Origin of the sequence: Nitrospirillum amazonense (genome assembly GCF_007828035.1) — a bacterium.
Lineage (GTDB): Bacteria > Pseudomonadota > Alphaproteobacteria > Azospirillales > Azospirillaceae > Nitrospirillum > Nitrospirillum amazonense.
In genome coordinates this window covers 176,268-191,018 of the sequence record NZ_VITV01000001.1, presented here as the reverse complement: position 1 = coordinate 191,018, position 14,751 = coordinate 176,268, and the positions used below count along the sequence as shown (strand labels likewise).

General features: G+C 67.7%; 14 protein-coding genes and 1 riboswitch. All 14 genes read right to left on the bottom strand.

The window, feature by feature from the left end:
- Positions 1–79: 79 nt before the first annotated feature.
- Positions 80–190: riboswitch (TPP riboswitch) on the bottom strand.
- Between the two features lie 98 nt (positions 191–288).
- Positions 289–1,647: a lysozyme inhibitor LprI family protein gene (locus tag FBZ87_RS00835; protein WP_246134172.1), complete on the bottom strand. Its 1,359-nt coding sequence runs from the start codon at positions 1,645–1,647 to the stop codon at positions 289–291.
- 81 nt (positions 1,648–1,728) lie between these two features.
- Positions 1,729–3,057: a lysozyme inhibitor LprI family protein gene (locus tag FBZ87_RS00830; RefSeq protein ID WP_145608402.1), complete on the bottom strand. Its 1,329-nt coding sequence runs from the start codon at positions 3,055–3,057 to the stop codon at positions 1,729–1,731.
- Between the two features lie 101 nt (positions 3,058–3,158).
- Positions 3,159–3,494: a cytochrome c gene (locus FBZ87_RS00825; RefSeq protein ID WP_145608400.1), complete on the bottom strand. Its 336-nt coding sequence runs from the start codon at positions 3,492–3,494 to the stop codon at positions 3,159–3,161.
- A gap of 16 nt (positions 3,495–3,510) precedes the next feature.
- Positions 3,511–4,725, bottom strand: a complete 1,215-nt coding sequence (locus FBZ87_RS00820) for a molybdopterin-dependent oxidoreductase (RefSeq protein ID WP_145608398.1) — start codon at positions 4,723–4,725, stop codon at positions 3,511–3,513.
- A 168-nt stretch (positions 4,726–4,893) separates the two neighbouring features.
- Positions 4,894–5,202, bottom strand: a complete 309-nt coding sequence (locus FBZ87_RS00815; protein WP_145608397.1) for a hypothetical protein — start codon at positions 5,200–5,202, stop codon at positions 4,894–4,896.
- A gap of 49 nt (positions 5,203–5,251) precedes the next feature.
- Positions 5,252–5,683 carry a protein tyrosine phosphatase family protein gene (locus tag FBZ87_RS00810; protein WP_211106799.1) on the bottom strand — a complete coding sequence of 144 codons (432 nt, stop codon included), beginning with the start codon at positions 5,681–5,683 and terminating at the stop codon, positions 5,252–5,254.
- 201 nt (positions 5,684–5,884) lie between these two features.
- Positions 5,885–7,186: a Xaa-Pro dipeptidase gene (locus FBZ87_RS00805; RefSeq protein ID WP_145608395.1), complete on the bottom strand. Its 1,302-nt coding sequence runs from the start codon at positions 7,184–7,186 to the stop codon at positions 5,885–5,887.
- A 366-nt stretch (positions 7,187–7,552) separates the two neighbouring features.
- Positions 7,553–7,963, bottom strand: a complete 411-nt coding sequence (locus tag FBZ87_RS00800; protein WP_186454500.1) for a hypothetical protein — start codon at positions 7,961–7,963, stop codon at positions 7,553–7,555.
- Positions 7,953–8,648 carry a sigma-70 family RNA polymerase sigma factor gene (locus FBZ87_RS00795; RefSeq protein ID WP_186454499.1) on the bottom strand — a complete coding sequence of 232 codons (696 nt, stop codon included), beginning with the start codon at positions 8,646–8,648 and terminating at the stop codon, positions 7,953–7,955. The genes FBZ87_RS00800 and FBZ87_RS00795 overlap by 11 nt, the downstream gene beginning before the upstream one ends.
- Positions 8,649–8,864: 216 nt before the next feature.
- Positions 8,865–9,245 (bottom strand): flagellar export chaperone FliS, encoded by a 381-nt coding sequence (locus tag FBZ87_RS00790; RefSeq protein WP_145608390.1) that lies wholly within the window; start codon positions 9,243–9,245, stop codon positions 8,865–8,867.
- 81 nt (positions 9,246–9,326) lie between these two features.
- The gene (gene fliD / locus FBZ87_RS00785) at positions 9,327–11,036 is read right to left on the bottom strand and encodes a flagellar filament capping protein FliD (RefSeq protein ID WP_145608388.1); all 1,710 of its coding nucleotides are present in this window, start codon (positions 11,034–11,036) and stop codon (positions 9,327–9,329) included.
- 73 nt (positions 11,037–11,109) lie between these two features.
- A complete protein-coding gene (locus FBZ87_RS00780; RefSeq protein WP_004273368.1) occupies positions 11,110–11,937 on the bottom strand; it encodes a flagellin in 828 nt (275 codons plus the stop codon).
- A 141-nt stretch (positions 11,938–12,078) separates the two neighbouring features.
- Complete coding sequence (locus FBZ87_RS00775; RefSeq protein WP_186454498.1) at positions 12,079–12,993, bottom strand: flagellin; 915 nt, start codon at positions 12,991–12,993, stop codon at positions 12,079–12,081.
- A gap of 10 nt (positions 12,994–13,003) precedes the next feature.
- A complete protein-coding gene (gene flgK / locus FBZ87_RS00770) occupies positions 13,004–14,740 on the bottom strand; it encodes a flagellar hook-associated protein FlgK (protein WP_145608385.1) in 1,737 nt (578 codons plus the stop codon).
- Between the last annotated feature and the right edge of the window lie 11 nt (positions 14,741–14,751).

Sequence of the window (14,751 nt, the reverse complement as noted above, 5' to 3'; positions counted from 1 at the left end):
CGATGGGGAGGAGGAGTTGGCCGCTGCAGTCGCGGCCTACAGGGCGGATGCGCGTGTGATCCCGTTGGCGGGTAGATACGCGAAGGCCCCTGTTCCCATCCCTACGCCGGTACGATCCGGATCAGGTTCAAAGGGTCCCCGCGTCTCTCCGCGGATCTCAGCGCCCTCCGGCGCACCCCTGGAACGAAGGCCGCACTGTGCGCGCCTGAGGGCGCAGGTGTCAATGGGGAGGGAAATGGGGTGGTGGGGGAATGGTTGGCGGGAATCAGTTCTGCCGACGGGCTCGCCTCAGTCGACTTGGACGGAGGAGACGGTCTTGATGCTGGGGTGACCGACGCGCACATGGTCGATGACGTAGCCGGCCACGGGCGTCAGTGTGTCGCCTTGCCCCCGCCAGACGCCCAAGATCATGGCGCCCACCCGCCAGCCCACGGTGCCGGGTGCGATGCGCACGGTCAGCGGTCCGTCCGGGCTTTGCCAGGTCATCAATGGCGACGACATCTCGAACGCCGAGAAGCCGCGATAATGCCAACCGGGAAAGTTCGGCATTCGAAAGGTCGCGTCCAATGGTTCATCCATCTCCTGTGGGGTCAGGTCTGGCAAGGTGGGGTAAGCGGGCCCACCAGCCGGATGAAAAGGACCCGCCTCTACCCATGGGCTGGCGCCCACCGTGGCCGCCCAACCGGGGGCCGCTTGCCGCAGGGCTTGGCAGACGGGCGCGCTGGCATTGCAGGTGCCTTCGCCCAGACGGTAGGCAGCCTGATAGGTCACCTCGAGGTTGCAGGAATCGCCCCAGCGGTCTTTCCTGGCCAGGTGGATGAACAGGGTTGAGCGCTCAGGTCCGGCCTTGGCCCGGATACTGTCCGCGTTCTGGGTGAAGAACAGCGGCTGTCCGCTGCCGTCCGTGCCGAAGCCGACGGTTTCCGTCCAGCAATAGGGCTGGGCGTGGTTTTCCGGCGGCGGCAGGGCGGGACCGGCTTTCCCGCTGGCGTCCAAGGGAAAGGCGGTGACGCTGACGCAATCGGCCGTGCCCCCCGTTGCCGTCACCGCCACATGCGAGGACCCGAAGGGAACGATGGCTATGGCGTCGCCCCGCCGATTGATTGCCGCCGCCGACAGCCGATGACGCCAAGCGGGGCTTAGCTTTTCCTCAGGCGCCGGAACCACGAGCCCGGCGGCGATCATCTGCCGATCCAGGGGAATTTGAAGCGGCGCATCGTCAGCGGTGCGGGCCAGGGTCAGCGTCATCGAAGCGCGAGGGCAAAACGACGGGTCACCTTCCCCTTTGCTCAGGGCCGTCAGCGCCGCCTGGCGCAGGATCATCGTTTGGGACAGGCATTCCGCCTCTGTCGGCCACCCGACTGTCAGGGGCGACGTCGGCTTGGCGGGCCCTTGGCACAGGCGGTCCCGTGTGGCCAGCCAGCGGCGCTGTTCGCCGGCCAGTGCCGCCACGTCCGTGCCGGCCTGGGTCAACGCTTGGCTGTAAAGCCGCGCGACCTCCCTATCCTGGTCCGCCAGCTTCGGATCAGCGCAAATCGCCCGCTCGGTCGGCGTCTTGGCGGCGGCGCAGTCAAAGCTGGGGCCGGCGGCAAGGGCGGTGCCGGAAAGAAACAGCGCGGCGGTGATCAGGGCGGGAAGGCGGTTCACGGCGGTAGGCAACCGGTGGTGGAGGTTGCCGACAGAATTAAACATCTTTGCCAGGAACGCCATAGGTGCTGACGGCGGGCCTCAGGGCCGGGCCGCCATCGTCACCGCCTGCACGCCCACCCGCACCTGGTTGATGGTGTAGGCCGCCACCGGGGTCAGGGTGTCGCCCTCCCGCCGCCAGGCGCCCAGGATCATGGGGCCGGGGCGCCAGTTCAGCATGCCGGGCGACAGGCGCAGGATCAGCGGCCCGCCAGGGCTCTGCCAGTGCAGCAGGGGCGCCTCCTCCTCGAAGTTGGGCAGGCCGGTGTAGGTCCAGCCTTTCACGCTGGGGATGGTCAGGAAGGCGGGCACGAAGGGGCCGGTGTAGGGCGCCAGGCCGTCCAGGGCGGGATAGTCGGGGCGGCCGGGCGGGTGGTCGGCACCGATGGACCAGAGGCTGGCGGCCAGGGCGGTGGCCCAGCGCGGGGTGGCCTCGGCCAGGGCCTTGCAGGTCGCGGCGTCAGCGGCGCAGCGGCCGTCGCCCAGGCGGAACTCGGTCTGGTAGGTCGCCTCGATGCGGCAGGCCGCCCCCCAGTGGTCGCGATGCACGGGATGGATGCGGACCTCGACATGAATGGGGCGGGCCATAGGCCGGCTGGGGCCGGAATCCTGGGCGAAGAAGACCGCGGCGCCGGTGGCGTCCTGGCCGAAGCCGGCGCTTTCCGACCAGCAATAGGCCGGCTTGTCCGCCGGGCGGGCCTCGGGCGGCGGCAGGGCGGGGCCGCCGTTGCCGGCCGTGTCCAGCCAATGGACGCTGAAGCTGGTGCACGACGCGGCGTCGTCCAGCGCCGTCACCGCCACATGGGCGCGGCCGAAGGGCACAACGGCCATCTGGTCGCCGGCGTCCTGCGTTGCCTCCGGCGGCAGCCGGTCGCGCCACGCCTGGGTCAGTTCCTGCTCCGGCGCCGGGGTCAGCAGGCCGGCACCGATGAGCTGCTCATCCAGGTCGCCCACGGGCGGGCCACCGTCCAGCCCGCGCGCGGCGGCCAGGGTGGCGGCGGCGCGGTCGCAGAAGGGCTGACCCGGCTTGGCCGCCTGCACCGCTAGGGCGGCGCGGCGCAGGGGCAGGGCGCGCGCCAGGCAGGTTCGCGCCCGTTCGTCATCCGCCGGTGCCAGGTCGCCGCACAGCCGGTCGCGCGTCGCCAGCCAGCGCGCCTGCTCGGCGATCACGGCGGCCGTGTGCGCACCCGCCTTGGCGACGGCCTGCCTGTACAGGCGCGCGATTTCGGCACCTTCCGCCCGCAGCGCCGGGTTGGCGCAAATCATCCGTTCCGTGCGCGTGCCCGCCGTGGCGCAGGGGGCGGCCGACAAGGCCGGCGGCGCCAGCAGGAGGGCGGCGGCGATGGCGGGCAGAACACGGTGTCGAATCACGGGGCGTCTGATCACGGGACTGGGCAACCTGGGTCGGCGGCGGGGCCGACAAGATCAGGCATCACGCCCGCGATTGCCACAGGATCGTGGCCCCCGGCGTCCTACCGCTTCGCCAGATAGTCGACGATGGCAGGGACGTCGCCGGCGTCGATGGGTGCCTTGTAGGTCTGGATCATCTTGTTCACGATCTCCGCCCATTTCTCCCGGGGGAAGGGGGGCTGCCTCAACACCATGCCGGCCGAATGGCAGGTCAGGCAGTTGTTGTTGATGGCCGCCGCGTCGGTGCCGGGGAACTCCCGGTCCGACTGGGGCAGGTCCACGGTTACGGACCGCAGGGTGACGCCCCCGGGCCCCGTGACGGTGGTGGCGTCGGACGCGGCGAAGGCGGGCGCGGCAAGGCCGGTGGCGGCGATGGCTAGAATCCAGGTGCGATTCATCGTGCGACTTCCTCCGTCAGGCGGCCGTCAGCGTGGTCGTCTCGACCACGTTGCGCATGAAGCCGCTGGGGTTCCAATTGGCCTCCAGGGGCTGGGTCTCCCCGGCGGTGTTGGTGCAACGGGCCATCAACCGCACCGGGCCTGCGGCGGGGCCGGGGGCGGCGAGGTGCCATTGGCGGAAGCTGTAGCGTCCCTCGTCCTGGGCCAGCTGGGCCTGCCTCCAGGTCCCGCCACCATCGGCGGACACCTCCACCTTCGCCACCCCCTGGTCGCCGCCGAAGGCCAGGCCGCGCAGGGCCAGGGGCTTGCCCGCCGCCACCTGCGCGCCGTCCACCAGGTTGGTGATGAAGGAACGCGGCACCATGCGGTTGATGGGAACCTGGGCATAGCCGGCCTGCCCCGGCGCCACCGACGCGTGCGGTGTGTCCGGGATGCGGTACGCCATTTTGGTCCAGTACTGGTCGTCGGCCGCCGCCAGCACCTCGATATCGCTCAGCATCTTGACCCAGTAGGTGGAATACCAGCCCGGCACCACCAGCCGCAGGGGGAAGCCGTTCAGCAGGGGCAATTGCTCGCCATTCATCTGGAAGGCGATCATGACCTCGCCATCCCGGGCGTGGTCGATGGCCAGGGATTTGGCGAAGGCGGGGGCGTCGGGCACGACGGGCTCGTCCAGGCCCCGGGCGCGGATGGCCACGGTGCCGGCCTTGACGCCGGCCCGGTCCAGCACGGCCTTCAGCGGGACGCCCAGCCAGCGGGCGTTGCCCATGGCCCCGTGCCGCCACTGGGCCCCGCCGACGCGGGGGCTGAACAGGCTGCGGGAGTTGCCGGAGCATTGGTTGACCGCCGCGTATTCGATGCGCGGCATGGCCAGCAGATCACCCAGGCCCAGGGTCAGGGGCCGGTCCACATGGCCGTGCACCTTCAGCGTGAAGGTGGCCACATCCACCTGTTCGGGAATGTCCGCCCAGTGCCACCGCACAAAGAACCGGTCGTTGGGGGTGAAGACGCCCTGGTCGAACACCTCGAACGGCGTTTCCAGCAGGGGCGGGCGAGTCCGCTGCAGGATCATCCGGCCCTTTTGCGGGAAGGCCGTGGTGAACACGGCCTCGTCCCCGTCGCGCATCATGACGCCCAGCGCCCCGGTGGGACGTTGCAGCGCGCCCAGGGCGGCGGCACCCGCGATGAACCCCCGCCTGCCGATCATGGGAACCCGATGGCCTTGGTCCATGGTCCCGACTCTCCTCAATGGATGGCGCCGTGGCCGGGACCGTTTGCCCCGGCATGGTTGTCCGGCCTATTGAGAAGCAGGGCGACCGATCTATCCAATGCTTTGTCAGCATTGTACCGTTCGGTCTATGGGAACGATCGTGGCTTGGCCGGGGGCGGGGCGCCACGCTCAGCCGGGGTTCTTTTTGTAGGCGTCGATGACGCCGTTCCATTCCTCGATCACGCCTTTGTGCTCGGTCATGGCGTCGGTCTTGGCCTTGTCCAGGCACTTCAGGTAGGCGGTCATCTTGGTGGTGTAGTCGCTCACCTTCTTCTCCGCCGCCTCCATCTCCGGTCCCTTGGACTTCTTGCCGGGGGGCAGCTTGGGGCGGTCGGGGCGGGTGCAGGCGGGACCTTGCGCCGCCGCGGGGAGGGCGGTGGCGACAATCGGGGTGGCGGCCAGCAGGGTGGCCAGCGCCAGGGGAATGCGGCGGATCATGTGTCTATGTTGATCAATGTTGACGATTAATCGGTGAATGAAATCAAGCTCAGCCGCGCGCCAGGCTTTCCAGGGCGCCGGCATAGGGGCTCAGGTCATAGCCCTGGCGGCCGGCGGCCTCGATGATCTCGTTCACCGGCGTCCCGTTCGAGGCGGCGCCCAGCGACCAGAGGATGGTGCTGCGCGTGCCGGAGCGGCAGTGGGCCAGCACCGGGCCCGGCAGCTTGGCCAGGGCTTCGGCGAAGGCGGCCGCCGTCTGCGGGCCCAGGTTCGACTGGTTGACCGGCAGGTACACGTACTCCAGGCCGGCCTCCTTGGCCAGCTCGGCCCCCCGGGCGGAGGTCAGCTGCCCCGGCTCTTCCCCGTCGGGGCGGTTGTTGATGATGGTGCGGAAGCCCAGCGCCTTGGCCTGGGCGAAGTCCGCCTCCTCGATCTGCGGGGCGACGCTGAGGCTGTCGGTCAGGGGACGGGGGGTCAGCATGGGTGAGCTCCGGATAAGCGGGCGGGGGTCGGGGGAGAAGCTACCCCCATTCGCCCGCCCGGTTCCAGTGTCGGCTTACGTCAATGGCTTCTCGAACGGCAAGGCCGGCGACCGCCGGCACTGCAGCGAGCACCGTAGGGCGCAGCGAGGATAGCCAAGCCCGCGGATGCGGGCGCCCGGCGATTGAGGGAGCCAAAAAACTCAGCGCTGGTCCTTAACTACGTCGCCGCCCTTGATCACCACAGGGATGTGCTCCAGCAGGGTGACGTCGGCCAGCGGGTCGCCCTTTACCGCCACTAGGTCGCCGTAGCGGCCCACGGCCACGGCGCCGATGTCCTTGTCCGTGCCCATGGCCTCGGCGGCGTTGCGGGTGGCGGCGCGGATGGCCTCCAGCGGGGTCATGCCCCACTGCACCATCTTGGCGAACTGCTTGCCGTTGTCGCCGTGCGGATAGACGCCGGCGTCGGTGCTGTAGATCATCTTGGCGCCGGCCTTCACCGCCTTGGCGAAGTTCTCGCGCTGCACACGGCCGATCTTGCGCTCCTTCTCCAGGCTTTCCGGCAGCATGCCGACCTTGGCGCCCTCCGCCAGGATGTAGTCGTCGTTGTAGATGTCCATGCCCAGCCAGGTGCCGCGCTTCTTGGCCATCTCGATGCCCTCGTCATCGATCAGGCTGGCATGCTCGATGGTGTCGATGCCGGCGCGGATGGCGGCCTTGATGCCGTCGGTGCCGTGGGCGTGGGCGGCCACCTTCATGCCCAGGGCGTGGGCCTCCTTGGCGATGGCGTCCAGCTCCTCCTGCGACAGCTGCTGCGCGCCGGGGCTGTCGCCCTTGGACAGCACGCCGCCGGTGGCGCAGACCTTCACCAGGTCGGCGCCGAACTTCTTCACCCAGCGCACCTTCTGCACCATGCCCCAGGGGCTGTCGGCCACACCCTCGCCCACGCGGCCATAGTCGGCGGGCAGCAGGTTTTCATCACAATGGCCGCCGGTGGCGCCCAGCAGGGGGCCGGAGACCTTCATGCGGGGGCCGGGCACCAGGCCGCTGTCGATGGCGTTGCGCAGGGCCACGTCGGTGAAGGCGTCGGCGCCCACGTTGCGCACGGCGGTGAAGCCGGCCATCAGCGTGACCTTGGCGTTGGCGACACCGGCGATGGCCTTGTCGGCGGTGGTCACGCCCAGCGATTCATAGCCGTTCCAGGTGGGCTGGCTGGTCATGTGGGTGTGCATGTCGATCAGGCCGGGCAGCAGCGTCAGGCCGGGCAGGGCCACCGTGCGGGCGTCGGCCGGCGCCGTCACCGTCCCCTGTGCGCCCACCGCCGTGATGCGGCCGTCGACGATCAGCACCGCCGGCCGGTCCACCACCTTGCCGGCCAGCACGTCGACCAGATGGTCGGCCGTCACCAGCACGGTGTCGGCCTGGGCGGCTCCCGCCGCCATCAGGACGCCGAAGCTGAGGCCGGCCAGCAGACGGCGGGCCAGGGCGGTTGCGCGCTTGGACATGGTTTCGAAGCCCCCATTCTTTGGATTTTGGATAAAGCGTTGGGCCGGAAGGTGCCCATGCCGCAGTCCCACGTCAACGTGACAATCAAGGGGACGGCGTCCCGGGGGTCTGATGAAACCGTCGCATTAAAAAAATGTCAGGAAGCGGCGACAGGTTGCCAACGTCCGCGCGTGCAAGGGTCGTGGCGTTCAAAAACGACCACATGGCAAAGCCCGGCGCCAAAGGCGCGGGCTCACCTTCCTCCTCCCAAATTGGGGTTCCATATCCGTCCGGATGCCGTTACGGCGCGACCGGGCGCTACGGGGCATTCCACCGACCGGCCAGTGGCGAGAGGGCCGGGCGGGTGGCGCCCCGGGGCGCCAGGGTCAGTCGCGATGAGGTTCGGGGACCTGCCGCCGCCCTCGGGCGGGTGGGATCTGATCCGTGTCGCTGTTGGCGGCGGCGGACGATGGCGGTTGGGCGGGTGCTGCCCCGGAAGACCCAAAAAAAACGGACGCGGACGCGCCCCGGGCCGATGCCGAGGCAGCTGGCTTCCAGTCCTTGAGTGCGGCACCCATCAGCGTCCGCTCCACCCGCTCCAGCATGCCGGGCGGCGGTTCCAGCGCCGGTGCGTCGTCGGCGATCATCGCCTCCAGGCGGCGCATCTCGCGCACGCGCGCCCTGGCCTGGGGGGAGGTGCGCAGCAGGGCCGTGACGGCCCGCTGGTGCTCGACCGGCCAAGCGCGAAGCTGGGCCCCGTACTGGCACAGCAGGTCGTCGAGTTCCTCAGGCGTCATCAAAAGCATCCCGGGGCCGTATGGCGGTCTTGCGGAAGGCGGTGCGAAGGCGCTGGCGCGCGCGCTTCAGCAGGGCTTCCGCCGCCACGACGGTGGTGTTCATGGCCGCCGCCACTTCGGCGGCGGACATCGATTGGTCGTAATATAGGGCCAGCGCCACCTGCTGACTAGCTGGAAGTCGTTGCCGCGCTGTGTGCAGAACTGTGGCCAATTCCTTTTCAAGGACGATTTCGTCAAAGCTTTGACTGTCGTCCATGATGTCTTCGGTCAATTCCAGCGTATTTTCCGCTGGTCGCCGCCGGTAGTCGATACAGCGGTTGATGACGATGCGGTGGATCCAGGTGGTGAATTTCGCGCTGATGGGCTGCCAGGTTTCGCGATGGTTCCACACCTGCAGGAAGGCGTCCTGCACCACGTCCTCGGCGTCGCTGTCGTTGGGCAGGATACGACGGGCCACGGCGTACAGGCGGCGGAAGTATCGGCGGATCAGCAGGCGATAGGCATCGACGTTCCCTGTCTTCAACAGGGCCATCAGCGTTTCGTCCGTGGCGTTGGCCAGATCGTTGCCGTCCAGGACGGGCGTCAGTACGGCCAGGGCGCCCGCGTCCCGGCCCCTTGCGTCCAGCGCCCCGGGGTTCAGGGCCGCGCCGGCAGGGCCGCCGCGCGAGTAAGGGGAGCTTGTCATCGTCACCGCCATCTCTTCTTTTTGGCCCCCCCGGGAGCCGCTGCCGCCGCTCCCGGGTTTCCATTGCTCAACACGCCTTGCCCGAAGGCGGTCCCCATGTTCCCGGGCCCATCCGTAAATCCGCGCGCCTCGCGCGGATTTACGGATGGTGTACGTTAAACGGGGCGGAAGCCCGTCGGTTGTTCCCCGAAACGGCATACCCTGGTCGCATAATCCTCAATTCTTGGGCGGCTTCGCCCACAGCCGCCGGTGCAGCGCCAGGCGTTCCTGAATGCGGCGCACGCGGCCGGGCACGTCGCGACCGCCGGCCGCCCGGCCCAGCGCCAGGATAAAGGCGCCATAGAGCTGGCTCAGCGCCTTGCCGCTGGGGCCGCCCACCTGGTTGGTCATGACCACCTGCAGGCCGGTGTAGATGCGGATCGCATGCACGATGTCGGCATGGAAGCGGTCGAACTGGCCGGCGGTGGCGTGGCGCTCGGCGGAGGTGCACAGCTGCAGCGCGCGGTCCTGCAGCGCCTCCACCAGCTTGTGGGGGGGCAGGGTCTGCTTGGCCGATCCGTAGGCGCTGGAGGCACGCTGGTACGCGGTGTGGTTCATGGCCGCTCTTTTCACTCTCTGGTGGGAAGGGTGGGTGCTGGGATGTCCCTCCGGCCGGCGCCGGCGGGAACCGCCGGCGCGTCAACTGCTGCTGTTGCTTGCGTCGGAATACGCCTTCAGGGTCTTCAGCAAGGTGGCCGCCGTCTGCGCCTGGGCTTCCAGCTGGGCGTAGTAGGTGGCCAGCTGGGTGCCGTAGGCCTCCGCCTGGCTGCGGATGTCGTCGGCCTTGCTGGTCAGATCCGTGTCGTAGTCCGTCAGGGTGTCGATCTGGTTCTGTAGGGTGCCGCTGTCGGTGTCCCCCGCGTTGTCTGAAGTGGTGTAGATCAGGTCGGCCAGCCCGCTGCTGGTGCTGACGCTGATCGTCTGGCTTTGGGAGCCCAGGTAGACCAGCGTCATCCCTGCATATGCCGTGCCATCGTTGCCGATGATGCGGGAGCCGCTGATGGTGAACAGGGAGGTGTCGCCCCCGACGCCGGCGGACGCGATGCTGCCGTCGTCGTTCATGGTGATGTCCAGATTGAAGTTCAGGCTGTCGGTGCTGTCGGGGGAACGCAGCATCGACAGCTCGGTCGAGGAGGTGGAGTAGTTGAAGCCCAGCAGGGTCTCCAGATCGTCGAGGTTGTCGCTGAGCGCGCTGTCCAGCGTGGTGCTGTCGATGGCCAAGGTGTTGTCGCTGTTGAAGGAAAGCCCCAGGGACGAGATGGAATAGGTACCGTCGGTCAGGTTCAGGGCGTTCTGCAACGCGGTGGAGATGGACCGCACCTGGCTGTCGGCGAACAGCACGGCGGAACTGGCCGGGCTGCCATCGGTGGCCGTGGCCTGTTGGGTGGAGATGAAGTTGCGCACGGCGTTGTAGGCTGTGACGAAGGTGGAAATGCCGCTCTTGATGGCGCTGAGATTGGCCGTCAGCTCCATGGTGATGGTGGAGCCGGTGCCCGTGCTGCTGTCGTAGTCGCTGGAATAAAGGTCCAGCGTCACGCCCGACAGCACGTCGCTGATGACGTTGCTGGTGCGCTGGATGTCGATGCCGTCGACCTCGATTTCCGATCCCTGCGCCGCCGTCAGCTCGTCGGCGTAGCTGCCGTCGCTGTTGGTGACGCCCAGCGAGGTCATGATGCCGCTGCTGTCGTTGGTGAACTCGATGGCCTTGCCGGTGTCGTTGGCGGTCAGCACCAGTTCATAGGCACCGTCGGACACCTGGATGATGCTGGCGGAGACGTCAGTGCTGCTGGTCTGCTTGTTGATGGCGGCGGCGATGTCCTTGAGGCTGTCGGTGCTGGCCACGCTGATGGTGGCGGTGGATCCATCGGCCAGGCCCAGGGTGAAGGTGCCGGACAGGTTCAGCGCGCCCGTCTGGCTGGTCTGGGTGCTGCTGCCCAGTTTTTCCGCCGTCGCCAGTTGCTTGATGACGATGGTGTGGGTGCCGGTGGCGGTGCCGTCGTCCACCGACACGCCCAGCATGTCGTCGGCGGAGACGCTGGAACTGCCGCCTGACAGATAGGCCGTGCGTTCGGAAAACAGGTTGGTGCTGGAACTGTCCACCGGGTTGGACAGGGCCTCCGCCGCCGTCGCCAGGGTGTTCAGCAGCGTCTGGAAATTCTCATAGGCCGAGATCTTGGACTCGTTGTCCGAGATCTCGCTATCGATGGTGTCGGCTCGGGTTTCCTTGGCGGCCACCGCCGCGGCCACCAGGGCCGAATAGTCCAGCCCGGTGACGGACGACGCGGATGAGGACGTGCTGGCCGTCGACGAACTCGACGTGCTGCTGCCGATGGTGGACACCGATGTCATGACTTGCCCCCTGGCCTTCCTTTCACCCCTTGGGAAACGGGGGACGCCCGGCGAGGGCGCCCCCGTTCAGTCCTTACTGCAGCAGCTTCAGCAGCTCGGACGGCAGCTGGTTGGCCTTGGCCAGCGCGTTGATGCCGGCCTGGACCAGGGTGTCCTCGTTGGACAGCTTGGTCTGTTCCGACGCCACGTCGACGTCCATGATGGCGGACTGGGCCGCCTCCTGGTTCTCGATCGAGGTGGAGATCATCTCGCCCTGGTATTCGAAGCGGGAGATCTGGGCGCCCACCTTGGCGCGGGCGGTCGACAGCGCGCTGATCGCCGACTTGATGGTGGTGATGGCCGAGGTGGCGCCGTCGGAGGTCGAGACGCTGGAGCCGGTGAGGCCCAGGGCGCTGCTGTCCACCGTGGTCAGGGTGATGGTGATCGTGTCCGTGGTCGCCGTGCCCACCAGGAAGGTGACGCCCGAGGACCAGGAGCCGGTGCCGTCCAGCAGGCTCTGGCTGTTGAAGCGGGTGCCCGTGGAGATGCTGTCCACTTCGTCCGTCAGCTGCTGGTATTCGGCGTCGATGTAGCCGCGCTCCGTGTCCGTCACGGTGCCCGAGACGGATTCGGTGGCCAGCGATTCCATGCGCTGCAGGATGTCGGAGATGCGGGCCATGCCGCCGTCCGCCGCCTGCAGGATGGACTCGCCGTTCGAGGCGTTGGTCGACGCCTGGTTCAGCATGGTGACGTCGGACTGGATCTTGGTGCCGACCGCTAGGCCGGCGGCGTCGTCCGACGCCTTGGTGATGCGGGAACCGGACGCGATCTTGGAAACCGAGGACGATTCCGCCTCGGAATTGGTGTTCAGGTAGCGCAGGGCGGAATTCGCCGCTGTGTTGGTGGTGACGACAGGCATCATGGACCTCCATGTGGTTGGCGAGAGGTTCGTGGGACGGTCGCCTTTTGCGGCCGGGCCGTACTCCCCCTCGCACGGTTCAACGGCAGGTCAGATGAAAGCGGGCGCACTTTTTTTCGCTATTTTGCGAAAAGTTTTGAGTCATCACAGGTAGTTCGCGAGACTCATTTTCTGTGAGGCGGCAATAGCCTGCATCGTCGCCTCTAATGACGTCTGTAGTGTCGTCACCGTTGTTGACACCTCCGCCAGATCGACACTTTTCAAGTCACTGCTTTGCGTCGTGGCGAAGGAATTTATATCGGACAGATGGCTCGACGCCTTCTGTATTCTGGAAGATGTGTCGGACAATGTCTGGCTGATGTCGCTCAAGCCGTCCGACGCGTCGTTCACCAGATCCAGGGCGTTGGTGAGGGTGGTGTCGTCCAGCGGGTCGGTGTTGCTGATCATGCTCATGGCCCGCATCAGCTTCTCGATGGATGGGTCGCTGGCGGTGACGCCGTAGCTGACGCTCTGGGTGGACGACAGGCGCACGGTCGCCAGGGTGTCGTTGCCGCTGTAATAGCTGGTGTCGGCGCTGCTGGATGAGGTCTGGGCGGGGTAGGTCGAGCTGTCCACCGATACCGGCGCGTGGTTGGTGTCGCTGCCGCCGAACAGGTACTGCCCGCCATAGGTGTCGTTCAGGATGGACGCCACGTCGGTCAGCCAGCCCGACGCCTCCTCCTGATAGGTCGACCGGCTGGTCTGGTCGGCGGACATGGCCTCGCTGATGGCCGTCTTCAGGCTGGTGGCGATGCTGGAGATGCTGGTGATGTCGGACGCGATGGCGTCGATCTTGGTGACGGCGTTGTCGGCGTTGGTGATCAGGGTGCTGGAATAGCTGACCTCGCTTTCCAGGTTGACCAGCAGCTTGACGTTGCCCCCGGCGGTGGACAGGCCGGCGTAAGTGGTGGACTTGGCGCTGGTGGCCTCCTGCACCTCCGCGCTGTTCAGCGCGGATTCGTTCTTCAGCATGTATTGGACCAGGGCGCTGTGCGCGCCGGCGGTCGATATCCGGTTCATCGGTGGGCCCTCAGTTGACCATCTCGATGGTGGCGGTGAACATTTCCTGCAGCGTCGACATGATCTTGGCGGCGGCCTGGTAGGCCTGCTCCAGGGTCGAGACCATGGCCGTCTCCTCATCCAGGCTGACGCCGGACTGGGAACTCAGCGCCGTGGTCGCGTCGTCGAGGGTGGAGCTGGCGGTGTCGGCCTTGGTGCTGGCGGTGGACGCGGCGGTGGCCGCACTGCTGATGATGGTGGAGGCGTAGCCCGACAGGGTGGTGGTGGCCTTGGCCAAGCCGCCGGCGCTGCTGAAGCTCTGCGTGCCGGTGAAGGCGTCCTCCAGCGCCGTGACGGTGCTGACGTCGCCCGAGGTGATGGCGCTGTCGCCCACCGCCAGGCTGCTGCTGTCCGACAGGGTGCCGGTGGGCAGCAGCGAGCTGTCGGCGGCGATGGCGCTGTTCACGGCGATGTCGCTGGCGCCGGTGCCGGTCAGCACGTCGTTCAGTCCGAAATAGAGCGAGGCGCCCTCTTTGCCGGTGCCCACGCTGCTGTCCATCTCGTTCACGGCGATGCCGTCGCTGCTGTCGGCGGCGGCGATGGTCAGGTGGCCGTCGCTGGTGATGCTGGCGGTGAAATTGCCGCTGGCGTTGATGGTGTCCACCAGGTCCTGCACCGTGGACACCCCGCTGAGGTCGACGTCCAGCACGGCGGCCGCGTCGTCGCTGCTGTCCACCGCCACCAGGCGCAGGGTGCCGGTGCCCGACAGGCTGTCGCTGGCGCTGACGGTCGCCGTGCCGGTCAGCGATGTTGCGGCCGGATAGCTGGTACCCTGGTTGGACACGGTGTTGACCGTGGTGATGAGGGTGCTGGCCAGGTTGTCCAGGCGGGTTTGCTGGTCCACCAGCGTGTCGTCGCGCAGGGTGATCAGGGCGCCGATGGCGCCGGATTTCACACTGCCGGTGATGTCGGTGCCGTCCACGCTCAGCGCGCTGAAGCCCGTGGGATAGGTCGTGCCGGCGTCGACGCTGGCGGCGGCGGTGTAGCTCAGGGTGTGGGCCGTGCTGCCCACCAGCACTTGGCCGGAGGATGTCGACACCTGCATGGCGCCGGTGTCGTCCACCGAATAGCTGACGCCCAGGTAGCTGGACAGGGTCTTCAGCTGGGTGTCGCGCTCATCCTCCAGATCGGCGGTGGACTGGCCGGCGGCCTTGGCGGCGACAATCTCCTTGTTCAGGCTGGCGATGGTGGTGATGGCGGTGTTGGCCGAATCCACGTCGCTGGCGATGTCGCCGTCCGCCTGGGCGCGCAACCCCTGCACCGTGCTGGACGCCTCGGAAATGGTGCTGGCCATGGTCTCCAACGCCGTGACGGTGGACGCCTTGTCCGTGTCGGTGCCGTTGCCGGATGCCAGCGTGGACAGGTCGCTGGTCACGCTGTCGATGACATCGGCGATGGAGGTGCTGCCCGACACGGTGCCGTAGGCGCTGTCCACATCGGCCATGTAGCTGCTGAGCGTGCTGGCCTGGCTGTCGGCCGAGGTGGCGGACACCACCTGCCGCAGCAGGTACTGGTCCACATCGCGCGTCACGCTGCTGACGCTGACCCCGGACGCCTGGCCGTTGACGGTGACGGCCGTCTGGTTGGCCGTCTTCTTGGTGTAGCCGTCGGTGCTGACGTTGGCGGTATTGGCGCTGGTGACGGTGATGGCCGTCTGCGTCGCCGTCAGGGCGGATTGGGCGATGGATCCAGCGGTACGGAGCGACATGGGATGGCTTC